Below are 25,791 nucleotides of genomic sequence, written 5' to 3'. Positions count from 1 at the left end.
GCGAAACAATGTTTTGCAAACCATGCCCGAGTGTACCACCCCATGACGCCCATATCTACTCTCTCCGACCCGCTCGATGAGCGCAAATTCGTCGTCGCCCTGGCACGCGGGCTGGACTTGCTGCGCGCGTTCAAGCCGGGCGAAACGATGCTCGGCAATCGGGATTTCGTCGAGCGCACGGGTTTGCCGAAGGCGACCGTCAACCGTCTGGCCTACACGCTGACCGTGCTCGGCTATCTGCGGCTCGACGAAACCCTGGGCAAATATGCGCTGGATGCCGGCGTGCTGTCGCTCGGTTTCGCGTTGCTCTCGGGTACGGATACGCTGGAACTCGCGCGTCCGCATATGCGCACTTTCGCGCGCGAAGTGGGCGCGGCTGTGTCGCTCGGTTGCCGCGACGGGCTCGACATGATTTATCTGGAGACGATCCGCAGCGAGACCGCGCTGACGCTCGGGCTCGCTTCCGGTTCGAAACTGTCGATGCTGACCAGTTCAATGGGGCGTGCGTACCTGGCCGTGCAGCCATTGGACGTGCGCGCCGCATTGCTGGTCGAGCTTAAGAAGGCTGCCGGCAAAGAGGGCGCGGCGCTGTTGGCCGATGCCGAAAAGGAGATCGAAGCCTTCGCGCAGGAACGCTGCTGTTATTCGTTTCGCGCATGGCATGACGACGTGAATGCGGTTGCAGTGCCGTTTCGCGAGCCGCGCGAAGGCCGCTGGCTGGTGCTGAGTTGCAGCGGGCCGGCGTCGTCGATGGGAGAGGCGGTGTTTAGGGAAACGGTGGCGCCGCGCCTGAAAGCGTTAGCGCGCCGCCTGGGGGATACCGGCTGAGGCGGAGTAGCACCTAACCCAATCACACCGCCCGGTCATGATAATGCGCGGTGAACAACGGCCCTTGCACGAAGCGCACGTCGTACTGCTGCAGCGCGAGGAACTGTGGCTCATCCACCACCCGATTGAAGATCAGCGGAATCCGCAGCCGGCTCGCATAGCCGACTAGCGGCTTCACCATCGCATCGCGCAACGCGATCGCCGCATCCATCTTGATGAAGTCGAGCCGCGCCGTTTCCGACACCGACAGAATCTGCCCGGCGTTCGACAGATTGCCCGCCACCTTGAAGCCGTAGCGCTGATAGCTCTTGGTCAGGTAGCCAAGGAATGTCTTATGCGCGACGGCGGCCGCCGGCAACTCGATCACCACTCGCGACGGGTTCAGTCCGAACGACACCAATACGGTCGAAAAATGCCGCCCGTGGTCGTACTTGACGCTCTTGAGCAGCCGCTCGTGCACACGCAGAAACAGCAGCCCGTGGCGTTGTGCACCGAAGAAATTGATCGCGTGCAGCGCGCGTGACATGCGGTCGAGTGCGACCAGTTCCTGATCGTCGGCGACACGGTCGAATGGATCGAAGACATCAAAGGGCGCGCCGTCGAGGCGCTGCGTGATCGCCTGAAACCCGAGTTCATCGCCGAAACGATCCACGCCTTCTGCACCCGATGACAACGACTGCGCCAGCGCATGCACGCTGATATCGAAGATCGGCTCATAGGCACTGGCGAGTTCGACGCCGTCGAATTGCGCCAGTGCGATCTCGCTATGCACGCCTGTTCCCATCGCCAGATGTTCGCCGAGAAATGGGTGATCGGCGGCGCGTTTAATCAGGTTGGGGATGGTCGGCGGAATCATGTAGGCAAATGGATGGCAATAGGCGCGCACTCAGCGCTCGGCAACGCGACTCAGTTGCCGCATCCATTGATGGTAGCAGTCCCCACCGCGCCCACTTGAACAAAATGCTCATAACGTTATCGGCCGAATGCTTGTCACTGCGGGCTGCCGCGGTTTTCCCGGCTAGCTTCCAGGGTATACGTTAATTTCACTATACGTAATTAGTTTTACCATACGTAAATTGTGGAAAAGCTGCGATGGCGGTCGCGTTGCCGCCCATCCGAGCCGCATACGGCCGGAGACAGTCAGTGCACGTCGACAGATCAAGTATTAACGGAGAACCTTGCATGGATACCCAGACACGCACGCCGAATACCGTCAGTTCGCGGCTCGAAATCGAGCCGGGCTATCTGTCGGGCTTCGCGAACGAATTCGCGACGGAGGCCTTGCCGGGCGCGTTGCCCGAAGGTCGCAATTCACCGCAACGCGCGGCCTATGGCTTGTACGCCGAGCAACTGTCGGGCACCGCGTTCACTGCGCCGCGCGGCCATAACCGCCGTTCGTGGCTGTACCGGATTCGTCCGGCAGCAGTCCATAAGCCGTTCACGCAATTGGCCTCGGACCGGCTCGTCGCCAACTTCGCCGAGGTGCCCCCGACACCGCCGAACCAGCTGCGCTGGGATGCCTTGCCGATGCCCACCGAGCCGACCGATTTCGTCGACGGCTGGGTGACGATGGCGGGCAACGGCTCAGCCGAAGCGATGAACGGCTGCGCGATCCACCTGTACGCAGCGAACCGCTCGATGAAGGATCGCTTCTTCTACAGCGCCGACGGTGAATTGCTGATCGTGCCGCAGGAAGGCCGCCTGCATATCGCGACCGAAATGGGTCAACTCGACGTCGAGCCGTTCGAGATCGCTGTGATCCCGCGTGGTGTGCGCTTTGCGGTGAGCTTGCCGGACGGCATCGCGCGTGGCTATATCTGCGAGAACTTCGGCGCGCTGCTGCGACTGCCGGATCTCGGCCCGATCGGCTCGAACGGCCTCGCCAATCCGCGCGACTTCCTTACACCGCATGCCGCTTACGAAGACCGTGAGGGCGACTTCGAACTCGTTGCCAAGATGAACGGCAATCTTTGGCGAGCGGACATCGGTCATTCGCCGCTCGACGTGGTGGCATGGCACGGCAACTATGCGCCGTACAAATACGATCTGCGCCGCTTCAACACGATTGGCTCGATCAGCTTCGACCACCCGGACCCGTCGATTTTCCTGGTGTTGCAATCGCAAAGCGATACGCCGGGCGTCGATACGATCGACTTCGTGATCTTCCCGCCACGCTGGCTCGCGGCAGAAGATACGTTCCGCCCGCCGTGGTTCCATCGCAACGTCGCGAGCGAATTCATGGGCCTCGTGCACGGCGTGTACGACGCCAAGGCTGAGGGCTTCGTGCCGGGCGGCGCGAGTCTGCACAACTGCATGTCGGGTCATGGGCCGGACGCGGACACCTTCGAGAAAGCGTCGCATAGCGATACGTCCACGCCGAAGAAAGTCGGCGACACGATGGCCTTCATGTTCGAAACGCGCACGCTGATCAAGCCGACCCGTTTCGCGCTCGAAACGGCGCAATTGCAGGCGCATTACTACGAGTGCTGGCAAGGTCTTAAAAAACACTTCAACCCGGAGCAACGATGAACGCATTGAGCGATCTTCAGGCGACGCTCGATCCGTCGCGCAAGAGCTGGGTCGAGTCGGCCAACGACTCGACCAACGATTTTTCGATCCAGAACCTGCCGTTCGGTATTTTCAGCGACAGGGACAATGACGCGCACCGCGTGGGTGTGGCGATCGGCGATGAGATCGTCGATCTGGCGGCGCTGCAAGCAGCAGGTTTGCTGAAGGTGCAATCGAAGGCTGATGTCTTTGCACGCGATACTCTCAACGATTTCATCTCGCTCGGCCGCGATGCATGGCGCAGCGTGCGCATCCAACTGAGCAATCTGCTGGCGCGCGAGACCGCGACCTTGCGCGACGATGCTGCCTTACGTTTGAAAGCACTGGTGCGCCAGTCCGATGCGCAACTGCATCTGCCCGTGCAAATCCCGGGTTACACCGATTTCTATTCGTCGAAGGAGCACGCGACGAATGTCGGTTCGATGTTCCGCGATCCGAAGAATGCGCTGTTGCCGAACTGGTCGGAGATGCCGATTGGCTACAACGGACGCGCATCGTCGGTGGTGGTGAGCGGTACGCCGGTGCGGCGTCCTAATGGACAGCTGAAACTGCCGGATCAGGAGCGTCCGGTGTTCGGCGCATGCCGCAAGCTGGATATTGAACTGGAGACGGGTTTCGTGATCGGCAGCGGCAATACGCTGAGCGAGCCGATTGCCTGTGCGGATGCCGAAGCGCACATCTTCGGCATGGTGCTATTGAACGACTGGAGCGCGAGGGATATTCAGCAATGGGAATACGTGCCGCTCGGCCCGTTCAACGCGAAGACATTCGCGACAACGATCTCGCCCTGGATCGTGACGCTCGACGCGCTTGAACCGTTCCGCGTGGAGCAGCCGGCGCAGGAGCCGCAACCGCTGGCGTACTTGCGCCACGACGGCAAGCACGCGTTCGACATTTCGCTGGAAGTGACGCTGCGGCCGAAAACGGCAAGGCAGGCAACCACGATCTCGCGGACCAACTTCAGGCACATGTACTGGACGATGGCGCAACAACTCGCGCATCACACGGTATCGGGCTGCAATACGCGGGTCGGCGATCTGATGGGTTCGGGCACGATCAGCGGCCCGACAGCCGACTCATGCGGCAGCCTGCTCGAGTCCACATGGAACGGCAAGAATCCGTTGGAATTGAAGGAAGGCGGCACACGCGGGTTTATCGAAGACGGCGACGAACTGACGCTGGCTGGCTGGTGCCAGGGCGATGGGTACCGCGTGGGCTTTGGGACGTGTGTTGGGGAGATATTGCCGGCGCGGAAGTAAGGTAGAAGTAACGCGGAAGGGCACACAACGAAAAACGGGAAAGCTATCGCGGCTTCCCCGTTTGAGTATCGTCACCCGAACATGTTGCAACGCATTCGCGCCTTATCGTGTCCCAGCGCGACCGTCAACCAACAACCCGCGCTAGCGCGCGCCGCCTTTCCCACCAGGCAGCAACCAGAAACGCGAGCGCCGCAGCGAGCAGCACGCCGACCATCGCATCGTTGCCAACTCCCTTCATCAACGCGCCAGCCACCAGCGGCCCACCAAAACTGGCCGCGCTCCACGACGCCCCCACCAGCGAACTCGCCGACACCAGCGCGACGCCGCGAAAACGCTCGCCGCAAGCGACCAGCGACAGCGTATAAATCGCCCCGGCCGCCGCGCCGAGCACGTAGAGCAGAGGCCAGCACAGCCACGGCGAATTAATCGCCCAAGGCAGAAACGGCAGCAGCACCACGACGATCACGCCGCAGCCGATATGCACGCGTTCGCGGCCGAGCCGGTCGGCAAGCCAGCCGATCGGAAACTGCATCGTCGTGTCGCCGAGCAGCAGGGCCGACGCGAACAGCACTGCCACCTCGCTCGTAATGCCATGCGCCATTGCGAAGAGCGGCAGCAGCGACAGCGCGATCGTGTCGAACAACGCGAAAAAGCCCGTACCGATCACGAGCGCCGGCATCTGCGGAAGCACATGGCGCCAGCTGCCGTGCGCCGCGTGTTCGTCTTCCGACGCTTGCGGCGTTTTGCGGATGCTAGCGAGTGCCGGCAAAGCCAGCAGGAAGATCGCGCCGCAAATCAGGAAGCGCCAATGCGTGAAATCGGCGATCTGGCTCACCAGCACCGGGCCCGACATCTGGAACAGCGTGAAGTTGGTCGCGTAGATCGCGATGACCCGGCCGCGGGTGGCGCTGTCGGCGAGCTGGTTGACCCATGCTTCGCTAATCGTGAAGAGCAGCATCAGCGCCGCACCGCACAGTACGCGCAACATCGCCCATAGCCACAGGTTCGAGGTGAGTTGCATCAGCGCGGTGGCGAGCGCAACCGTCAGCACCGCGCCGACGATCACCTGGCGGCTGCCGAAGCGCGCCGCGACCCAGCCGGCCAATGGCACGACGATCAGACCACCACCTGCCTGCGCGGCGGTCAGCAGGCCGACCACGTCGGTGCCATAGCCGGCTTGCGTCAGCGCGAGGGCAGTGAGGGGAAGCGTGGCGCCACTGCCGAGTCCGACGACAGCGACGCTGAGAATGAGTGCGAGGAAATCTCGTGTGAAGATGACTTTCATCGGCCGAGATGCTACTACGGCATCGAGTCATTCGCATCTTTGTGCGGATTGGATAAACGCGGACGCGCGCCGCGTTTCTGAGGAAGGCAACGCGAACGCCAGGTTGGAGTGGCTTGCGGCGAGCGCACTCTCTCTCAGCCAGCCGTGGTACCGCTCAACTTTTGCGCTACCGCCGTTCGTCAACGGGTCGCTGTGGTGCTCACACCTGACCTTACCCCGCCACCGCCATCCGCTGCGCGCGCCGGTCGATCGACACCGACCACAGCGTCAATACCAGCGCGCCGATGGATGTCGCCACGCCGACCCACGGCAGCGTAGTGAGTGGCGCGCCCGCGCCGATCGCCATGCCGCCAAGCCATGCGCCTGTCGCATTGCCGAGGTTGAATGCACCTTGATTCAGGGTCGATGCCAGATTCGGCGCATGGCTCGCGCGGTCGACGATCAGCATTTGCAGTGGCGGCACGATCGCGAAGGCCAGAATGCCCCATACGAAGATCGTGATCATCGCGGGAATCTCAGCGTGCATCGTGCCGGCGAAAATGGTCAGGATGACAACGATCGCCAGCAGAAACGCGACCAGCGAGGGCATCAGCCGCCAGTCTGCAAGTTTGCCGCCGAGCGTGCTGCCTACCGTCAAGCCGAGGCCGAACAGCAACAGCACGAACGTGACCGCGTGCGGCGTGAAACCGGTTACGTCTTCGAGAATCGGCGTGATGTAGGTGAAGGTGGAAAACAGGCTGGCCGATGCGAGCACGCTGATGCCGAGCACCATCATTACTTGCGGGTTCTTCAGGACGCTGAATTCATGGACGAGGCTCGCCTTCTGCATTTCTATCTTCGCCGGCAGGCAGACAGCGAGTGCGCCAGCAGCGAGAATGCCAATGCCGGTGACCGCCCAGAAGGTGGCGCGCCAGCCCACCGCCTGACCCAGCGCTGTGCCGAGCGGCACGCCGAGCACGTTGGCGAGCGTCAAGCCGGTGAACATCAGTGCGATGGCCTGCGCGCGGCGGTTCGGCGCGACGAGACCTGCAGCGACCACCGAACCGATACCGAAGAACGCGCCATGGCAAAACGCCGTGACGATGCGCGCAGCCATCAACACCGCATAACCCGGGGCAATCGCGCACAGCAGATTGCCGACGATGAAGACGCCAATCAGGCTCATCAACGCCTTCTTGCGCGGCATGTTGGCCACGGCGATCGCAACGATCGGTGCGCCGATCGTGACGCCGAGCGCATAAGCCGACACCAGCATGCCGGCCGCAGGGATCGACACGGACAGATCGCGTGCGACATCGGGCAGCAGCCCCATGATCACGAATTCGGTGGTACCGATTCCAAAGGCGGCAATGGCAAGGGCGAGCAGGGGTAAAGGCATGGTGACAGAGCGTGAATCGGCGCGACGGGAAGCGTCGTGCGGCAGGCGCGCGTTTTCGGGGCGAGAACGCATGCGCCATGCGAGGGGAAAACAGTAGGGGATTCTACCTAAGTCAAAACCGCCTTGCTGAGCGTCAAGCGGGTTGTTGTTTTTTGCTGAAAGCCGCGCTTGGGGTGCGGTTTTGAGCGCCACCCTGGCGCGCACTTCGGAGTGCCGCTTTGCCGCGCATCACCTATCGGAATGGCACTGTTCTATGGCGTGCTTTCGTCTGACCTGAAGATATTGCCGTGACGGCTGGCGCCTTCGGTGAACCGTGAGGCGCCTGCGACACCCTCGTCGAATACCGCTTGATAGCCGCCCGCGCCTTCGCGCCGCAGCGCGAAGGCGAGATCATCGAGCGTGCTGTTTTCCAATGTGGAGCGACGGTCAGCCAGCAGCGCCGCCTGCGGAAAGGCAGCCAGTTCAGCGGCCAATTGTTCAGCCGCCGCACGGGCTTCGCCCTTGCGCACGACGCGGTTGGCAAGACCGAAGCTGAGTGCTTCCTGTGCGTCAACCGCGCGGCCGGTCAGGATCAGATCGAGCGCCCGCGACAGCCCGATCAGACGCGGCAAGCGGATCGTGCCGCCGTCGATCAGCGGAATCCCCACGCGCCGGCAGAACACGCCGAGTACGGCATCTTCTTCGACGACCCGCAGATCGCACATCGCGGCCAGTTCGAGTCCGCCCGCGACCGCATATCCGGCAATTGCCGCGATCACCGGTTTGCTGAAGCTCATACGCGTCGGTCCCATGGGGCCGGGACCGCTGCCGTCGGCGTGCAGTTCATTACGGCGGGTCTCGTCGGCGAGCGCGGTGAGATCCGCGCCGGCGCAGAAGGTGCCACCCGCGCCGAACAGCACCGCCGCGCGCCATGCCGGCTCCGCTTCGAAGCGGCGGAAGGCGGCGTTGAGCGCTTCCGCGGTAGGACGGTCGACGGCATTACGCCGCAAGGGCCGTTCGAGCACGATGGTGGCGACGCCGGTGTCCTCGTTGGCTTCGATGCGCACATGTTCATTCAGGCTTTGCGTGGTTATCATCGTTGTGTCCGTAAAGGTTCGCGTCCGGGCGCACATGCCGGGTATTCATGCGCTGCGATTAATACCGTTGGTTGTCATGCATCTTTCACAATCTGCTCGTAGCGTTAGCGCTCTTTTAACGCGCTGGCGTTGTTTAGCCAGCTTATCGAGCCTGCCTTTGCCTTTGTCCAATTCATCGCCTGCAGCCGCGCCGGCCTGCGCCGAGACAGTCTGGATCGTCCCTTTGCATGAGCATTCATGGTACGACCATGTGCGCCTGAAACGTGTCTTCGTGACGGACGGCACGCGGCATCAAGTGGTTCTTGTCGACGTGCGCAAGCTGCTTGCCTGCGCGGATCGCGACAACACCGATTACGTGCTGAAACCGGTCGCCGAATGGCATTCGGGCAAGGTGCGTGGCATTCGCGAGTTTCTCGATCCGGACAATCCGCGCATTCCGCCGATGCCGTACGTGACGATCTCGACGCGTCGCGCGCCGGGTCTGCTGGGCTGGTTCGGTCTCGAGCGCGAGGGCGTGGTGGCGTTTCGCAACGGGCAGCATCGCGCGCGCTATCTGGCCGACGCGGGCGCGCGCTGGGTTCCGGTGGAAGTGCACGAGCGCGAGGCAGGCTTGCTGCGCGAACTCTGCGGTGCAGCGGATGACGCCCGTACGGCAATCCGCCCAACCACGGTGGACGGTGGCAGCAACGCCTAACTTCGCGCCCGCACGACATTGCGCGGCGTGCCTGCTTGCCATGCTGCGACGTTTTCGAGCGTGGTCTGCGCGATCTCGTTCATCGCCTCACGTGTGAAGAATGCCTGGTGCGCGGTGACGATCACGTTCGGGAACATCAACAGACGTGCCAGCACGTCGTCCTGCAACGGCAGATTCGAGTGGTCCTCGAAAAAAAGGCCGCCTTCTTCCTCGTACACGTCGAGGCCGAGATGGCCGAGTTGGCCGTCCTTCAACGCGCCGATCAGCGCATTACTTTCGACAAGGCCGCCGCGCCCGGTATTGATCAGCATCGCGCCATGCTTCATCTTCGCGAGTGCGGGTCCGTCGATCAAATGGTACGTGCCGGGCACCAACGGGCAATGCAGGCTGACGACGTCGCTTTCCGCCAGCAGCGTGTCGAGCGGCACGTAGCGCGCGCCAAGCGCGAGCAGATCCTCCGCCGGTGTGCCGGGATCATGGGCGAGCACCTGCATGCCGAAGCCCGCCATGATGCGGCCGAACACGCGGCCGATCATGCCGGTGCCGATCACGCCCACGGTCTTGCCGTGCAGGTCGAAGCCGAGCAAGCCATGCAGCGAGAAATCGCCTTCGCGTGTGCGCGCGACCGCGCGCGGCAAGCGCCGGTTCAGCGCCAGAATCAGACCGACCGCATGTTCTGCAACCGCATGCGGCGAGTAGGCTGGCACCCGCGCAACTGTCATGCCGAGGCGTTCGGCCGCGGCCAGGTCGACGTGATTGAAGCCCGCCGAGCGCAGCGCAATCATGCGCGTGCCGCCGGCATGGAGACGTTCCAGAACGGCGGCGTCGACGTTGTCGTTGACGAACGGGCAGACCACTTCATAGCCCTGCGCGAGGATCGCCGTTTCGACATCGAGATGCGATTCCTGGAAGTGCAATTCATAGCGATGCGTGCCGTTGGCTTCGCCGAACGTATCGCTGTCGTATTGGCGGCTGCTGAACAGGATCATGCGCATGGAGGGCTCCGAAAGAGGCGTGCCGCGTGGTGAATGCCGACTCACGCGTGGCATAGGGGCAGGTCAGTATATCGGCTCTTTATCGTAATGACCGCCGCTTGCGATGCACTGTCCGAAAATCATTTCAGCCTTTACTAAAGATCATTTTTTGCGAAGTGGAAAGGGCCGCACTCGAAAATCATATTGACAGCGATGCCAAACTACAATAATTATAAAAAAAGCAGTACCAAAAATGCATGTACATATCGTGCCAAAAAGACCGGCCACCACCAGAGCAGCCTTTTCAAGGTGTTGGGTCAACTTCGCGAGGAATGCGTGACTGTCGAGCTGCTGAAAAACATTTCACTATCTATCGTCGCTGCACCGCGGCATATCTTCTTTGGCGCCTGGAGCGTCATGTCATTGCCATAAACTTTCCATTCAATGGCATCCAGTTATGCCGGATGCGTAATTGCTGTGTGATGGCGAATCGGATCGAATGCTTTTCAAATGCCAGAGAGATTTTTCAGCTTTCTGCCAATAAACCGTAAATCGGCGAGCCAACATGATCGGTGAATTGCTGAGGTCTCAACCGGAGATCGCGCTGTTCGCAAGCCTTGCAATCGGATATTTCATCGGCTCGTTTCGCATTGGGCCGATTCAGCTCGGGGGCGTCTGCGGCACGTTGATTGTGGCCTTGTTATTGGGCCAGACGGGCGCGCGGCTGGCCCCCGATTTGAAGAACATCGCATTTGCGCTGTTCATCTTCGCGTTGGGCTTCACCGGCGGCCCGCAGTTCTTTGCCAACATCGGCCGGGGTTGGCGCTACGGCTTGCTGTCGGTGGTCGAGATCGTGTCGGTGCTGGTGCTGATCATGATCGCGGTCTTCGCGATGCGGCTCGACGCCGGCACGGCGGCCGGCCTGCTCGCTGGTGCCGCGACGGAGTCGGCCGTGATCGGCACGGCTTCAGAGGCGATTGCCAAGCTCGGTTTCAGCGACGCTCAGACGCTGCGTCTGCAGGCCAACATCGTGACCGCGTACAGCGTGAGCTACCTGTTCGGCCTGATCACCATCGTCCTGTTCACCAGCCAGTTCGCCCCGCTTCTGTTGCGCGTCAATTTGCGCGAAGAAGCTGAGCGCGTGTGGCACAAGCTCGGTGGCGACAGCGCGTTCGGCGATGGACAGCGTTCCGCCGCGCCGGCGCTCGTCGGCCGCGCCTTTCGGGTCGGCGCGGCGGCCGGCTCGACGATCCTGGCGTTCGAACAGCAGCATGGCTTCAATCTGACGATCGAGCAGCTCCAGCGCAACGGGGCGGCCGTGCCGGTCGAGCCGCAACTGACGCTGGCTATCGACGATCTCATCTTCGTGGTAGGGCGGCGCGAAGCGATCGTCGCAGCGGCTGTCAGCCTCGGCGAAGAAGTGGACGGCGCTGGGTTCGGCCAGCTCGTTGCCGAGAAGCTCGACGTCGTGCTGACGCGCCGCGAGGCGCACGGGCTAACGGTCGCGCAGATGCGCGAACGGGCAAAGCCGGAAGAGGGCCGGGGCGTCTATATCGCGGCCGTCACGCGGCTCGAAACCACCGTGCCCGCGCTGCCCGGCACCGAGCTCAATCGCGGCGACGTGCTGACCCTGGTGGGCGCGAAGTCCGACGTCGAGCGCGGCGCGCGGCACCTCGGCTACGTGCTCGCAGCGACCCAGAAAACCGACTTCGTCTATCTCGGTCTGGGCGTGCTGGTCGGGATGGCGATCGGCCATCTCGGCGGACGCATTGGCGGCGTGTCGATTGCGCTCGGAACGGGTGGCGGCTGCCTGCTGTCGGGGCTGCTGTTCGGCTGGATCCGTTCGCGCTATCCGTTAGTCGGCTCGCTGCCTTCAGCTGCCGCGCAAATTCTCAAGGACTTCGGTCTTGCCACTTTCATCGCGGCGGTCGGTCTGTCAGCGGGACCCGATGCCATCAAGCTGGTGCGCGAATACGGTCTGGCGCTGCCTGTCGCCGGCATTCTGATGGTGCTCGTGCCCGGCTTGCTGTCGCTCTGGATCGGCCGTGTGTTTCTCAAACTCGAAGCACCCATGCTGCTCGGCGCCATTGCCGGGCAGCAATGCAGCACGCCGGCGATCAGCGCGCTGGTCGGCGTGACGGGCAATTCGACGCCCGTGATCGGCTACACGATCACCTATGCACTCTCGAACATTCTGTTGCCGTTGATGGGGCCGGTCGTGGTCGGTCTCGCCGGGAAATTTGGCTAGACGGGCAGATGGGCTGCGCGCGACGTGGCGCGCAACCGACCGCATGCGGATGCGATGAGGTCCGCATGCACGTGCAGCACCCAGTACTCAGTATCGCAAACTATCTAGCGAGGGCACGATGGACTGGCTACATCACATTTTTCAGAAATCACCCGAGATTGCGCTGTTTCTGTCGCTTGCAGTCGGCTACTTCATCGGGCAGATCAACTTCGGCAAATTCCAGTTAGGCGGCGTAGGCGGTTCATTGCTGGCCGCGGTCGTGATCAGTCAGGCGGGTGTGACGATCGACAATGGCGTGAAATCGGTGATGTTCGCCGTGTTCATTTACGCCGTCGGCTACGACTCCGGGCCGGGTTTCTTCAATTCGCTGAACCGCAAAACGCTGCGTGAGATCGCAATGGCGATTTTTCTCGCCGTCTCCGCACTGGTCACCGTGGTGATCTGCGCGAAGCTGTTCCATCTGAACAAGGGCCTCGCCGCAGGGCTTGCGGGCGGCGCACTGACGCAGTCGGCGATCATCGGCACGGCCGGCGACGCCATCGCGCGTCTCGGTCTGCCAGCCGATCAGGTCAAGTCGCTGCAATCCGATGTGGCAATCGCGTATGCCGTGACCTACGTGTTCGGCTCGCTCGGCGCGATCATCGTCTGCGTGAACATCCTGCCGAAGTTCATGGGGCAAGGTTTGAGAGAGGCGTCGATCGAAGCGGAAAAGGAACTGTCTTCAGGTCCGTCCTCACTCGGAGCGGGGCAAATTCGTGCTTTACCCGAACTGGTGGGGCGTGCGTACAAGATCGATGTCAGCGCCGGGAAAACGGTCAAGGCAATCGAGACCCAGCATCAGGACATGTTGACGATCGAGCGGATCAAGCGTGACGGTAAGAACCTCGAGCCGACACCCGATCTGACGTTGCAACTCAACGACGAAGTGCTGGTGGTGGGCCGCCGCGAGGCAGTGGTCGCATTCGGCGCGAACGGCAACGAGATTGCCAACGTCGACGATATTGGCGTCGTGATGCAGACACGCGAAGGCGTGTTCGCGCGCAAAGGCATGAACCACACGACAATCGCCGCTGCACGCGAAGTTGTGGATCGCGACATGCGCCACGGCGTCTATATCCAGAGCGCTTCGCGTGCTGGCCAGCCGCTGCCGATTCTGCCCGAAACCAGGCTCGAGCACGGCGACGTCATCACCTTCTACGGTTCGCCTAAAGACACCAAGCGCGCCGTCGATGCAGCCGGCTACGAGCTGCCGTACAGCAACAAGACCGACTTCATCTATATGGGCGTGGGCCTTGTGCTAGGTCTGCTGATCGGGCTGATCGTCATCAACGTGGGCGGCATTCCACTCACGCTCGGTTCGGGTGGCGGCTGTCTGCTGGCCGGCTTGCTGTTTGGCTGGATGCGCGGCAAGCATCCGATGTACGGCGTGATGCCGACGGCGGCTTCGCAGTTGTTGAAAGACTTCGGTCTCGCGGCGTTCGTTGCGGTGGTCGGTTTGAATTCCGGTTTGCAGGCGGTCGTGACGGTCAAAGCAAGCGGCATGACGATCTTCCTGCTCGGCGTGTTCGTTACGTTGTTCCCGCTGCTGCTGACCATGCTGTTCGGCCGCTACGTGCTGGGCTACAAAAACGCGGCAATTCTGGCCGGCGCGCTGTCCGGATCGCGGAGTGCCAACCCGGCGTTCGGCGGCGTGCTCGACAAGGCGGAAAGCGCCGTGCCGACCGTGCCGTTCGCGATCACCTATGCGATTGCAAACGTCGCGTTGACGTTGCTCGGACCGCTTGTGGTCGGACTGGTTTAGCCTGGTTTAGCGCACGTATTTATCAATCTCTCTTACGTCGGCGGCAACTGAACGATTACTCACGCCGCCGGCGTCATTCACTTGCACATTGGAGAACGCATCATGGCAAAAGAGAAAAGCGGCAAGAAACAAGGTGACATGGCTCAAGCCGGCTTTGCGGCGCTCAGCCCGTTCGAACTCAAGGACGAACTGATCAAGGCGGCGGGCGGCGGCGCGGTGGATCGCCCCGCTAATGCATCGATGCTCAACGCCGGGCGCGGCAACCCGAACTTCCTCGCGACGATTCCGCGCCACGGTTTCTGGCAGCTCGGCCTGTTTGCGATGCGCGAGTCAGAGCGTTCTTTTGCATTCATGCCCGAAGGTGTCGGCGGTTTCCCGCGCCGCGAAGGGCTCACGGAGCGCTTCGATCTGTTCCTGCGTGAAAACAAGGGCGTGCCCGGTATCGATTTTCTGCGCGGCGCGGTGTCGTATGTGCGCGATCAGTTGGGACTCTCCGCGGGCGACTTTCTCTATGAAATGTGCGAAGGGATTCTCGCGTCGAACTATCCCGTGCCGGACCGGATGCTCAAGTTGTCCGAACAGATCGTCGGTCAGTATCTGCGCAAGGAGATGATCGGCAATCATCCGTTCGTCGGCGAGTTCGACGTGTTCGCGGTGGAAGGCGGCACGGCGGCAATGACGTATATCTTTAACACGATGCGCGAGAATCACCTGATCAAGCCGGGTGACACGATCGCGCTCGGCATGCCGATCTTCACGCCGTACATCGAAATTCCGCGCCTCAATGATTATCAATTGAACGTGGTGAATCTCGAAGCCACGGTGGAAAGCGGCTGGCAGTATTCGAAGAAGGAACTCGACAAGCTGCGCGATCCGAAGGTGAAGGCGTTCTTCCTCGTGAACCCGAGCAATCCGCCTTCGGTGAAGATCAGCGACGAGAGCCTTCAATACATCGCTGACATCGTGAAGGAACGCCCCGATCTGATTCTGTTGACCGACGACGTGTACGGCACCTTCGCCGACGACTTCGTCTCGCTGTTCGCGCTCGCGCCGAAGAATACGATCCTCGTGTACTCGTATTCGAAGTACTTCGGCGCGACCGGCTGGCGCCTTGGCACGATCGCGACGCATCGCGACAACGTGCTCGACAGGCTGATCGCCGAACTGCCGAAAGACGCGAAGAAGCAACTGCACGAGCGTTATGAGTCGATCACGACCGAGCCGGAAAATCTCAAGTTCATCGATCGCCTCGTGGCCGACAGCCGCACGGTCGCGCTGAATCACACGGCGGGTTTGTCGACGCCGCAGCAAGTGCAGATGGTGCTGTTCTCGCTGTTTTCGCTGATGGACACGCCCGACGCGTACAAGAATGCGTTGAAGCGCCTGATTCGCAAGCGCAAGCAGGCGCTGTACGAAGAGGTCGGTATTTCATTCGAGGACGACGATCCGAACCAGGTCGACTACTACACGATTCTCGATATCGAGTTTCTGGGCGAACGGATGTTCGGGCGTGAGTTCGTCGAGTGGCTGCTGAAGAACACCGAGCCGTCCGAATTGCTCTTCCGCCTCGCGCGTGAAGCGCGGGTGGTGCTGTTGCCGGGACGTGGTTTCGGTACGCAGCATCCATCGGGACGGGTGTCGCTGGCCAATCTGAATGAGTCGGACTATCGGCAGATTGGACGTGCGATGCGCAAGCTGATCGAAGAGTACGTCGAGCGTTTCAACGCGGCGACCGGCAAGAAGCTCGATAAGACCAAGGTGAAGTAACGCGCGGCAACTGACGGGTGGGCTGCGAAGCTCACCCCGCTCCGTTCGTTGGCGTTGGCAGTTCGTTGGGCATGTAGTGCCGATATGACACCCCGAGTTCAGTTGAACTGACGGGTATTGAAACGCTGCCGGTGACAGCGCGATCTCATATCGGATGAAGCGTTATCCCGCTGTCATTTCTGCGGATGGACACGCCGTACGAAACGACTGCAACAGCTTGTAGCCTGCGCTGTTAAAAAACTTGCGTAATTTCCCTGATCGGTGAATGATCGAAAACCCGGCCTTGCCAGCGTCATTGTTGGCGAGGCCGTTGCACCTTGAATTCATCCTATCGATCATGGCGACCATTACTCCTCTCGCAGTGCCCTGTCCGGTTGTCGAATCACTCGACGCCATCCTTCCCGAAGAACCGTTGCTGATGATGGGCGCCGGCCCCGTGCCGATTCCTGCCGCCGTCGCGAAGGCCAACACCGTGGTGATCAATCACCTGGGCGCCACGATGGTGAAGGTCATCGGCCAGGTGAAGACCATGGCACGCTACGTATTCCAGACGAATTCGAAGTGGGTGCTCGGTGTCGCGGGGCCGGGTTCTGCCGCGATGGAAATGGCGATCTCCAATCTCGCGTGGGAAGGCACGAGAGTGCTGAGCATCAGGAACGGCTTTTTCAGCGAGCGGATGGCGGAGATGGGACGGCGCGTCGGCGCGCACGTGAGCACGCTCGACGTCGAGGACGGCGCGGTGGCGAGTCTCGAAAGCGTGACTGAGGCGATCCGCCGCGAACGTCCCGAGATCGTAACGATCGTGCAGGGTGAGACGTCCAATACAGTATGGAACCATCATTTGAAGGACATCGCGGCGCTCGCGAAAGCAGCCGGTGCGCTGGTCATTGTCGACGCAGTTTGTACGCTAAGCACGATGCCGTTGGAGATGGACGCGTGGGGTATCGATGCGGTCATTACGGGCGGGCAGAAGGGCTTGTCTTCGATCCCGGGCGTCTCGCTGATCGCGTTTTCGGATGAGGCGTGGGCGCGAGTGAAGGGCCGCACGGCGCCGAATGCGCATTGGTGCCTGGATGCCTCGCTTGCAGAGAATTTTTGGCACAACGCGGGCTATCACTACACGGCGCCGGTATCAGGTGTGCTCGCGTTGCATGAGGCGCTGCGTCTCGTGTGTGCGGAGACACTTGAAAAGCGCTTTGCGCGGCACTTGAAGTGTTCAGTCGCGCTTCAGGCAGGGATCACTGCGCTGGGCTTGCAGCTCTATGCCCCCGCGCCTTGCCGCCTGAATTCAGTTGTCGGTATCGTTGTGCCGGAGCGGTTGAGTCCTGCCGACATCTGCGGTCACATCTCGCGGCATCACCAGGTGGAAATCTCGGGTTCGTTTGGTTTGCCGATCGTGCGTATTGGACAGATGGGCGAGCAGTGCCGCGAGCACAACCTGTTCAGAACATTGCATGCGCTCGGGCGAACGATGGTGGACCTTGGAGTTAAGGTTGAATTGCCGGCTGGTGTCGCAGCGCTTGAACGTGGGTTGTCGGGAGGGAAGTGAGGTTTTTTGCCTGCTCGGCGCTTTGTTCGTCTGTTCGTTTGTTTGGCTGTGGTGGTGGCCTTTCCTTGATTACTTATTGGTCTATTAGCGTCGCCCCTGTGCGGGGCAGGCACCTACTTTTCTTTGCCTGCTGCAAAGAAAAGCAACCGTATTGGAAGTCAAGCAACAGGCTGTTCCCGGGTGCTGGATTCTCAGGGTGGTTCGCCAGTCCGTACAGGCGAGCGCAGACCACGCGAGTGATCGCGTTCAGGCACAGCATCCGGGCAAAGCTATACCGCCGGTCAATTCATCGATGCGTTCCAGTGTGTGGCGTTGTGGACCATGGCGTTGAGCGTCACGATGAGCTTGCGAATGCACGCGGTCATGGCCACCTTGAATGGTTTGCCGGCCTTGCGCAGACGGTCATAGAAGGCTCTGATCACCGGATTGAAGCGCAGCGCAGGTATGCAGGCCATGTAAAGCGCGCGACGCACGATGGCGCGACCGCCCTGAATGCGACGCTTGCCGATGTGCTTGCCGCTGTCGCAATTGAACGGCGCGACACCGGTGAGTGCGGCGATCTCGCGGCGGTTCAGTGAACCGAGCTGTGGCATGAAGGCGATCAGTGTGGCCGCGGCACCGGGGCCGATCCCGGGCACGGAGCGCAGCAGATCCTCCTTCTGGCGCCAGGCGGGCGAAGAGCGCATGAACGAATCAATGTCCTTATCAGCGACGGTGAGCTGCTGTTTGAGCCATTTGATATGGTCATTCAGGCTTTCCTTAGCTGCGGCGTGGGCGCGCTCCAGGCGGGCTTTTTCCGCCACCAGCATGTCGATAAGCTGGGCACGGCGCAGCAGCAGGGCCTGCAACTGCTCGGTCTGCACATCGTTGAGCGGGCGCACGACAGGTTTGATGACGGCGCCGAAATGGGCAATGGCGAAGGCATCGATACGGTCGGTCTTGGCGCGTCGCCCCGTAGCGCGCGCGAAGTCACGCACCTGTCGGGGATTGACTGCGACAGCGGGCAGACCGGCTTCACAGAGTGCCCTGAGCACGGCGAGTTCGAGCTTGCCGGTGGCCTCCATGACGATCAGTGTGGGGCTCAGCGCCATCAGACGCTGGACCAGCTGGTCGATGGCGGCGGTTTCATTGTCGACACTGAAATGTTCGGTAGTGTCGTGGATGGCAACGTCGAGGGTGCTACCACTGACGTCGATGCCGATATAAACGGAAGAGGAAGTCTGGTTCATCACGGTACCCATACTTGCAGGAAAATACGAGCTCGAGGCTCAGTCAACTGTTCGGGTTACGAGGATAAAAAGGACAGTCGCTCAGGCTTTTCTGCGGGCTCGAGGCACTGTAGGCAGACGAGCTGACTGTCCGTGTGGCGACAACTGATCGGGTCGACGCCACAGGAGGGAATATACAAGTAGGCAAAAGAAAGCAGCTCAAACCGCTAATTTTTAAGCGGGTTCCCCGCACAGTTGCGGTAGTGGTGCATCTGGAATCCGTGCCCTCGCACACTTCGCGTCAGTGACCAAGCCGTCATCAGCTCCCACTCCGCACTGCGTGCGTCGCGGATGGGTATGCATGGGAAACCAGGCACTTCGGTTGGGCGTGGTGGTGGCCATCGGCTTCGCCTCGGCGACGACGGAGTTGTGTGAGAAACCTGGGCTTCGTTTCAGCACGGAGGAAGTCATCGGCTTCGTCTCGGCAAAATGCCGATGAGGCACGAGTGCGAAAACACAGCAATCGGTTTTGAGAGGTGCGCTTCGGCGCGCGCAGCGCCGCCGGAAGTATGACTGCCTTGTCACCAAGGCAAAATGTGCGGGAACACAGATTCCAGATGCACCACTACCGTGGCTGTGCGGGGGACCCGCTTAAGAATTAGCGGGGTGAGCCGCTTTCTCTTGCTTACTTCTCTTTGCGGCGGCAAAGAGAAGTAAGTGCCGCCCCGCACAGGGGCGAACACTAATAGACCACTATGAATTCAAGGAAAGGCCAAAAGTCAGATCCAGGAAAGGCCACCGCCGTAGGCAAACAGACAAACAACCCGCCTGGCGGGCAAAAAAAAGTCACAGCGCAGCAGGTGCAGTCGGCGCTCGCGAATTGCGCAGATACATCATCGTCGACAGCACGACTGCCAGCGCGGAAGCTACCGCTGCAAAAAGAAACACCTGCGCATAGCCAAACTCCCCAGCGATATACCCGGCCAACGGCCCGGTAATCCCCAGCGACAGATCGAGAAACACCGAATAGGCCGACAAGGCTGCGCCACGGCTGGCGGGCGGCACGAGCCCCACGGCTTCAACGCCCAGGGCAGGGAACACCAGAGCAAACCCAAACCCGGTCAAAGCCGCCCCCGCGAGGGCGATATGCGGCTCAGGCGCCAGCCACAACAACAACAGCCCGGCGCATTCAAACGAAAACGAAGCAATCGCGACCCGGAACCCACCGTAAGCCTTGATCGTGTTGGCGAACAACAGGCGCGCGCCGATGAACAGCGTGCCGAAAACAGTCAACGACAAAGCTGCATTGGGCCAATGACGCGCGGCATAAAACAGCGTAATGAACGTTGCAATCGACCCAAAACCGGCCGAGCCTAGCGCCAGCCCGATGCCATGCGGCAGCACCCGTGTGAACACGCTCCGGTACGACATCCGCTCGCCATGCACGATCGGCACAGGGGCGATTGGTCGCGCCAGATAAAAACCGAGTGCCGCCAGCAGAATCACCAGAATGCCCAGTGCGGCGAACCCGATCGTGTGCGCGATCGCGACGCCGAGCGGCGCGCCGACCGCGAGCGCGCCATAGGTCGCGATACCGTTCCACGAAATCACCCGGGCATTGTTGCTCGTGCCCACCCGGCCAATACCCCACAAAATTGCGCCGGTGCCGCACAAGCTTTCACCGAAGCCGAGCACGAGACGGCTGCACACCAGCAATCCCAAGCTCAACACCGGCCAGCGCTCGCACAATACGGCCAGCAGCAACAAAATCCCACTTGCGCCGCAACCCAGCAGGCCGATCGATACCGTTCGCTTCGGCCCCAACGTGTCGGCCGAACGGCCGGCCAGCGGCCGCGATGCCAGCGTCGCCAGGTACTGCACGCTGATCGCCGCGCCGGCCAGCACCGCGCTATAACCCAGATCGTCATGCACGTAGCCAGGCAACACGGCAAGCGGAATCCCGATCGTCAGATAGCAAAGAAACGTGAAAAAAACGACCGGAATGATCTGCATGGTCGTCGAAAATTCGCTGCGAGGTGTCGCTGAGTCGGTGGACATGGGGAAAACGAGACTTGAAAACGGCGGAAAGGCGTGATTTTCCCATGGAACCGATTCTCTTGCAGGAGTTGCTTAATAGTTTTGGCGCCCAAATAAAGGTGCCGGATCTCTATAGTGGTCGGTTTTTACCCTTTGCGAGCGATCGTTTGATGCGCTTCGGGTGAAGTGACCACAGTCGTTAATGGCTATAAATCTATAATTCATATAAAAATATGGCAAAACGGCCACGTCAACATAAGCCAACCGGTCCTCAAAACTATCTCTATATCGTTTCGCGGATATGTCCCGCATGCGATCCCTGCTATGGGTTGTATTTATTGACGGTGATAGTTTTCGAACCATCATCGCAGCACGTCCCCACGGACACAGAACATTGAGAGTAACGAGACATGACTGAGCCGATTCGCTTCTACCACCGCAACGCGATCCGTGAGATCAAGGATGCGCCCGTCACCCGCACCGTCTTGCAGTATCTGCGCGAGGACGTGCATTGCACCGGCACCAAGGAAGGGTGTGCCGAAGGCGACTGCGGCGCGTGCACGGTCGTGATCGGCGAGCGCAACGAGGCGGGCGGCGTCGACTTCAAGGCGGTTAACGCCTGCATTCAGTTCGTGCCGACGTTGGACGGCAAAGCACTCTTCACAGTCGAAGACCTGCGTCAGCCTGACGGCTCGCTGCATCCGGTGCAGGAAGCGATGGTGGAGTGCCACGGCTCGCAGTGCGGCTTCTGCACGCCCGGTTTCGTGATGTCGATGTGGTCGCTGTACGAAAAGCACGGTCATGAACATAGCTGCGCGAACAAGACTGTGCCGTCGCGTGAGGACATCAGCAATGCGCTGACCGGCAATCTGTGCCGCTGCACCGGTTATCGTCCGATCGTCGACGCCGCCGTTCGCATGTTCGAAGCTCCCGCGCCGAAAGCGCCGGTCAATGTCGAAGCCCTGTCGAAAACGCTCGCCACGCTCGAACGCAAGGACACGTTCAACTACCAGCACGCAGGCCAGCAGTTCGCCGCGCCGCGCACCGTCGACGCACTCGCGAAGATCAAGGAAGCCGCACCGGCCACCCGTATTCTTGCTGGCAGCACGGACATCGGCCTGTGGGTCACCAAGCTGATGCGTGAGCTGGGCAACATCGTCTACGTCGGCCAGATCGCCGAGCTGCAAAAGCTCGAAACCAATGACGACTGGATCGAGATCGGTGCGGGCGTCAGCGTGGAAAAGGCGTACGCGGAAATCGCGAAGCAATATCCAGAACTCAACGAAATGTGGCAACGCTTCGCGTCGCTGCCGATCCGCAATGCCGGCACGCTCGGCGGCAACATCGCGAATGGCTCGCCGATCGGAGATTCGATGCCTGGCCTGATCGCGATCGGCGCGCATGTGATCGTGCGCGGCGGCGAGATCGAACGCGAAATGCCGCTCGAGGACCTGTACCTCGCGTATCAGAAGAGGGACATGGCGGAGCATGAGTTCGTTGTCGGCCTCAAGGTGCCGACCCGCACCGGTGTGCGTAAGAACCTGCAGTTCCGCACCTACAAGCTGTCGAAGCGTTTCGATTCGGATATCTCGGCGGTGTGCGCCGCGTTCTCCTTTATCGCCGACGGCAACGTGGTCCGCGAGCCGCGCATCGCGTTCGGCGGCATGGCCGCCACATCGAAGCGTGCGACGCATGCCGAAGCCGTGCTGCGCGACGCCGAATGGCACGAAGCTACGGCGCAGGCCGCGATGCTCGCGCTCGGCAACGACTACGCGCCGCTTAGCGATATGCGCGCGACCAGCCACTACCGCCTTGAAGCGGCAAAGAACACGTTGTACCGCTTCTGGCTCGAGACGCGTCCGAACAATCCGCTGCCCAGGAGCGCGCTGGATGTTCGTGCAGTTGCCGCTGCCTGCGCCCCGGCTGGCGCGAGCGCCTGAGAAGGGGCGGAGCGCCCCCAACCCTGGCGCTATGCGCCAGGCCCCCCGAGGGGGAATAAGAAAACTTGGGGCGGCCCAGCGTTTTCTTAAAAGAATACGGAGAACACCAGAATGAATCAGCAAGCCGAACCGTTCCTGAAAGACCTTCAGGATCTCGACGACTTTACCCAGGTCCACGTCTCGCGTCCGCACGAGTCCGCACATTTGCACGTGAGCGGCCGCGCCACTTACACCGACGACATCCCGACGCTCGCCGGCACGCTGCACGCCGCGCTCGGCCTGTCGCCGAAAGCGCACGCGAAGATCGTCTCGATGTCGCTCGACAAAGTGCGCGCCACGCCTGGCGTGGTCGCGATCTTCACCGCCGAGGATTTCCCCGGCGTCAACGACGTCGGCCCGATCATCCACGGCGACGATCCGATTCTCGCGGACGGCCTCGTGCAATACGTCGGCCAGCCGATGTTCATCGTGGTCGCCATTTCGCATGAAACCGCGCGTCTGGCTGCGCGCCGCGCTGAAGTTGTCTACGAAGAGTTGCCTGCGATTCTCACCGCACAACAGGCCCGCGCCGCGAATCAGCACGTCTTGCCGCCGATGAAACTCGCGCGTGGCGAAGCCGGCACGAAGATCGCGCGTGCGGCGCGTCGCGAAGCTGGCGAGATGCTGCTCGGCGGCCAGGAACAGTTCTATCTGGAAGGCCAGATTTCGTACGCGGTGCCGAAGGACGACGACGGCATGCACGTCTACTGTTCGACGCAGCACCCGACCGAAATGCAGCACATGGTTGCGCATGCATTGGGCGTGGCGTCGCACAACGTGCTGATCGAATGCCGCCGCATGGGCGGCGGCTTTGGCGGCAAGGAATCGCAATCGGGTCTGTTCGCGTGCTGCGCGGCGCTGGCCGCATGGAAGCTGTTGTGCCCGGTCAAGCTGCGCCCGGACCGCGATGACGACATGATGGTCACCGGCAAGCGTCACGACTTCCACTACACGTATGAAGTGGGCTACGACGACACGGGCGTGATCGACGGCGTGACGGTCGACATGACTTCACGTTGCGGCTTTTCCGCCGACCTCTCCGGTCCGGTGATGACGCGCGCGCTGTGCCACTTCGACAACGCGTACTGGTTGTCCGACGTGACGATCGACGGCTTCTGCGGCAAGACCAACACGCAGTCGAACACCGCGTTCCGCGGCTTCGGTGGCCCGCAAGGCGCGTTCGCGATCGAGTACATCATGGACAACGTCGCGCGTTCGGTGGGCGAAGATTCGCTCGACGTGCGCCGTCGCAATCTGTACGGCAAGACCGAGCGCAACCAGACGCCGTACGGTCAGGTGGTCGAAGACAACGTGATTCACGAACTGATCGACGAGCTCGAAGCCACCAGCGAATATCGCGCGCGCCGTGCGGCGATCAACGAGTTCAATGCGAACAACGAAGTACTGAAGAAGGGACTGGCACTGACGCCGGTCAAGTTCGGCATCGCGTTCAACGTGACCCACTTCAACCAGGCCGGCGCGCTGGTGCACATCTACACCGACGGTTCGGTGCTGGTGAACCACGGCGGCACCGAAATGGGCCAGGGCTTGAACACGAAGGTCGCGCAGGTTGTTGCGCATGAACTGGGCATCGGCTTTAACCGCATCCGCGTCACGGCAACGGACACGAGCAAGATCGCCAATACGTCGGCGACCGCTGCATCGACCGGTTCGGACCTGAACGGCAAGGCGGCGCAAGATGCTGCGCGCCAGTTGCGCGAACGTCTGTCGGCCTTTGCCGCCGAGCGTTTCGGCGCGGGGCAGGTGAGCGCCTCGGAAGTGCGTTTCGTTCACGACCGTGTGGTGGTCGGCGAGATGATTGTGCCGTTCGAAGAAGTGATCGCGAAGGCCTACGTTGCGCGCGTCCAGTTGTGGTCGGACGGCTTCTACGCGACGCCGAAGCTCTACTGGGATCAATCGAAGCTGCAAGGCAGGCCGTTCTACTACTACTCGTACGGCGCGGCCGTATCGGAAGTGGTGATCGATACGCTGACTGGCGAAATGCGCGTGCTGCGCGCGGACGCATTGCATGACGTGGGCGCATCGCTGAATCCGGCGCTCGACGTCGGTCAGGTGGAAGGCGCGTTCATTCAGGGCATGGGTTGGCTCACGACCGAAGAACTGTGGTGGAACACCGGCGGCAAGTTGATGACGCACGCCCCGTCCACCTACAAGATTCCGACCGTCAACGATACGCCGCCCGATTTCCGTGTGCGCCTGTTCAAGAACCGCAATGCCGAGGACAGCATCCACCGTTCGAAGGCGACCGGCGAGCCCCCGCTGCTGCTGCCGTTCTCGGTGTTCTTTGCTGTGCGCGATGCCGTGTCGGCCGTGGGTGACCACAAGGTCAATCCGCCGCTGAATGCGCCCGCGACCAGCGAGGAAATCTTGAAGGCAGTCGGCGCAGTACGGGCGGCCGTCGCGGCGGCGCGGCAGTAGGCGTTGCGTGCAAATATTGAAACCAACTGGAATGATCGCCATGAACGACTTCTCTTCCGTTCAGATCGGCCGGCGCAGCGCCGTGGAAGCACCGCGACCAGCGCCGATGCATATCGTGCTGTTCGGCGCGGGGCATGTCGGCCATGCGCTCGTCACGCTGCTCGGCAGCTTGCCGTGCGTGGTTCAGTGGGTCGATGAGCGCGACGAACTGTTCCCCGACGAAACGCCGGCCAACGTGCAGGTCGAAGCAACCGACACGCCCGATGCAATCGTCGACACGGCGCCGCCCGGCGCGTATTTCCTCGTGATGACGCATAACCACGCGCTCGATTTTTCGCTCGCCGCACGCATCATGCGGCGGCGCGATTTCACCTACTTCGGCATGATCGGCTCGAAGACCAAACGCGTGAAATTCGAGCGTCGTTTGCTGGATCGCGGCGTGGATCTGGATCGGCTGGTGGAGATGACGTGTCCGATCGGCGTGACCGGCATTGTCGATAAAGCGCCAGCGGCAATCGCGGTTGCGGTGTGCGCTGAATTACTGCAGATTCGTACGCGGCAGGCCGCGGCGCAGGCAGTGACGCAGAAGCTTTACGCGAGCGTGTGAGTAGATAGAGCGAGTGCCTGGCGTAAGGAGTTCGACGTCGGGCCGGTAACTTGAATTGCTCAAGATAAAGGCGCGCCATGTAGAGCGCTCGCCC

Annotated in this window: 18 protein-coding genes; 11 read left to right on the top strand and 7 right to left on the bottom strand. The window is 61.4% G+C overall.

Translation table 11 applies throughout. The features are described from left to right. Positions 1-42 precede the first annotated feature (42 nt). On the top strand, positions 43-828 hold the full coding sequence (locus ACUN0E_RS38490; protein WP_408520101.1) for an IclR family transcriptional regulator: 786 nt from the start codon (positions 43-45) through the stop codon (positions 826-828). Between the two features lie 22 nt (positions 829-850). Here ACUN0E_RS38490 and ACUN0E_RS38485 read toward each other — a convergent pair whose 3' ends face one another. Next, a complete protein-coding gene (locus ACUN0E_RS38485; protein WP_408225947.1) occupies positions 851-1,684 on the bottom strand; it encodes a diguanylate phosphodiesterase in 834 nt (277 codons plus the stop codon). 326 nt (positions 1,685-2,010) lie between these two features. Here ACUN0E_RS38485 and hmgA point away from each other — a divergent pair, with 326 nt between their 5' ends. Continuing rightward, complete coding sequence (gene hmgA / locus ACUN0E_RS38480) at positions 2,011-3,357, top strand: homogentisate 1,2-dioxygenase (RefSeq protein WP_408225513.1); 1,347 nt, start codon at positions 2,011-2,013, stop codon at positions 3,355-3,357. Further along, positions 3,354-4,655, top strand: coding sequence for a fumarylacetoacetase (gene fahA, locus ACUN0E_RS38475; protein WP_445569900.1), 1,302 nt, complete (start codon positions 3,354-3,356; stop codon positions 4,653-4,655). Before hmgA ends, fahA begins: the two co-directional genes overlap by 4 nt. 124 nt (positions 4,656-4,779) lie before the next feature. Here fahA and ACUN0E_RS38470 read toward each other — a convergent pair whose 3' ends face one another. The 3 genes from ACUN0E_RS38470 to ACUN0E_RS38460 form a co-directional block, all read right to left on the bottom strand. Then, positions 4,780-5,940, bottom strand: coding sequence for an MFS transporter (locus ACUN0E_RS38470; protein ID WP_408225519.1), 1,161 nt, complete (start codon positions 5,938-5,940; stop codon positions 4,780-4,782). Between the two features lie 211 nt (positions 5,941-6,151). Further along, complete coding sequence (locus ACUN0E_RS38465; RefSeq protein WP_408225522.1) at positions 6,152-7,318, bottom strand: MFS transporter; 1,167 nt, start codon at positions 7,316-7,318, stop codon at positions 6,152-6,154. A 251-nt stretch (positions 7,319-7,569) separates the two neighbouring features. Further along, positions 7,570-8,394 carry a crotonase/enoyl-CoA hydratase family protein gene (locus tag ACUN0E_RS38460; protein ID WP_408390815.1) on the bottom strand — a complete coding sequence of 275 codons (825 nt, stop codon included), beginning with the start codon at positions 8,392-8,394 and terminating at the stop codon, positions 7,570-7,572. Between the two features lie 76 nt (positions 8,395-8,470). Between ACUN0E_RS38460 and ACUN0E_RS38455 the strand changes: the two genes are divergently transcribed. After that, positions 8,471-9,088 carry a plasmid fertility inhibition factor family protein gene (locus tag ACUN0E_RS38455; protein WP_408225528.1) on the top strand — a complete coding sequence of 206 codons (618 nt, stop codon included), beginning with the start codon at positions 8,471-8,473 and terminating at the stop codon, positions 9,086-9,088. Here ACUN0E_RS38455 and ACUN0E_RS38450 read toward each other — a convergent pair. Further along, entirely contained in the window at positions 9,085-10,083 is a 999-nt protein-coding gene (locus ACUN0E_RS38450) for a 2-hydroxyacid dehydrogenase (RefSeq protein WP_408225531.1), read from the bottom strand. The two genes, ACUN0E_RS38455 and ACUN0E_RS38450, sit on opposite strands and share 4 nt — an antisense overlap. A 544-nt stretch (positions 10,084-10,627) precedes the next feature. Here ACUN0E_RS38450 and aspT (ACUN0E_RS38445) point away from each other — a divergent pair. From aspT (ACUN0E_RS38445) to ACUN0E_RS38430, 4 genes are all read left to right on the top strand, one after another. Continuing rightward, entirely contained in the window at positions 10,628-12,310 is a 1,683-nt protein-coding gene (gene aspT / locus ACUN0E_RS38445; protein WP_445569899.1) for an aspartate-alanine antiporter, read from the top strand. 118 nt (positions 12,311-12,428) lie between these two features. Continuing rightward, entirely contained in the window at positions 12,429-14,111 is a 1,683-nt protein-coding gene (gene aspT, locus ACUN0E_RS38440; protein WP_408225537.1) for an aspartate-alanine antiporter, read from the top strand. A 102-nt stretch (positions 14,112-14,213) separates the two neighbouring features. Next, positions 14,214-15,878 (top strand): bifunctional aspartate transaminase/aspartate 4-decarboxylase, encoded by a 1,665-nt coding sequence (locus ACUN0E_RS38435; RefSeq protein ID WP_408390824.1) that lies wholly within the window; start codon positions 14,214-14,216, stop codon positions 15,876-15,878. A gap of 337 nt (positions 15,879-16,215) precedes the next feature. Continuing rightward, positions 16,216-17,427, top strand: a complete 1,212-nt coding sequence (locus ACUN0E_RS38430) for a pyridoxal-phosphate-dependent aminotransferase family protein (protein WP_408333284.1) — start codon at positions 16,216-16,218, stop codon at positions 17,425-17,427. A gap of 281 nt (positions 17,428-17,708) precedes the next feature. Here ACUN0E_RS38430 and ACUN0E_RS38425 read toward each other — a convergent pair whose 3' ends face one another. After that, complete coding sequence (locus ACUN0E_RS38425; RefSeq protein WP_445569898.1) at positions 17,709-18,656, bottom strand: IS110 family transposase; 948 nt, start codon at positions 18,654-18,656, stop codon at positions 17,709-17,711. Positions 18,657-19,481: 825 nt separating this feature from the next. After that, the gene (locus tag ACUN0E_RS38420) at positions 19,482-20,693 is read right to left on the bottom strand and encodes an MFS transporter (protein ID WP_408225546.1); all 1,212 of its coding nucleotides are present in this window, start codon (positions 20,691-20,693) and stop codon (positions 19,482-19,484) included. A gap of 389 nt (positions 20,694-21,082) precedes the next feature. Here ACUN0E_RS38420 and xdhA point away from each other — a divergent pair, with 389 nt between their 5' ends. The 3 genes from xdhA (at position 21,083) to xdhC (ending at position 25,697) form a co-directional block, all read left to right on the top strand. Beyond that, a complete protein-coding gene (gene xdhA, locus ACUN0E_RS38415) occupies positions 21,083-22,612 on the top strand; it encodes a xanthine dehydrogenase small subunit (RefSeq protein ID WP_445569897.1) in 1,530 nt (509 codons plus the stop codon). Positions 22,613-22,723: 111 nt separating this feature from the next. Then, positions 22,724-25,090 carry a xanthine dehydrogenase molybdopterin binding subunit gene (xdhB, locus tag ACUN0E_RS38410; RefSeq protein WP_445569896.1) on the top strand — a complete coding sequence of 789 codons (2,367 nt, stop codon included), beginning with the start codon at positions 22,724-22,726 and terminating at the stop codon, positions 25,088-25,090. A gap of 40 nt (positions 25,091-25,130) precedes the next feature. Continuing rightward, positions 25,131-25,697: a xanthine dehydrogenase accessory protein XdhC gene (gene xdhC, locus ACUN0E_RS38405; protein ID WP_408390676.1), complete on the top strand. Its 567-nt coding sequence runs from the start codon at positions 25,131-25,133 to the stop codon at positions 25,695-25,697. The last annotated feature ends 94 nt before the right edge of the window (positions 25,698-25,791 follow it).

It is taken from the genome of Paraburkholderia sp. D1E, from assembly GCF_052682275.1.
This window is presented reverse-complemented; position numbering and strand designations above follow the sequence as displayed.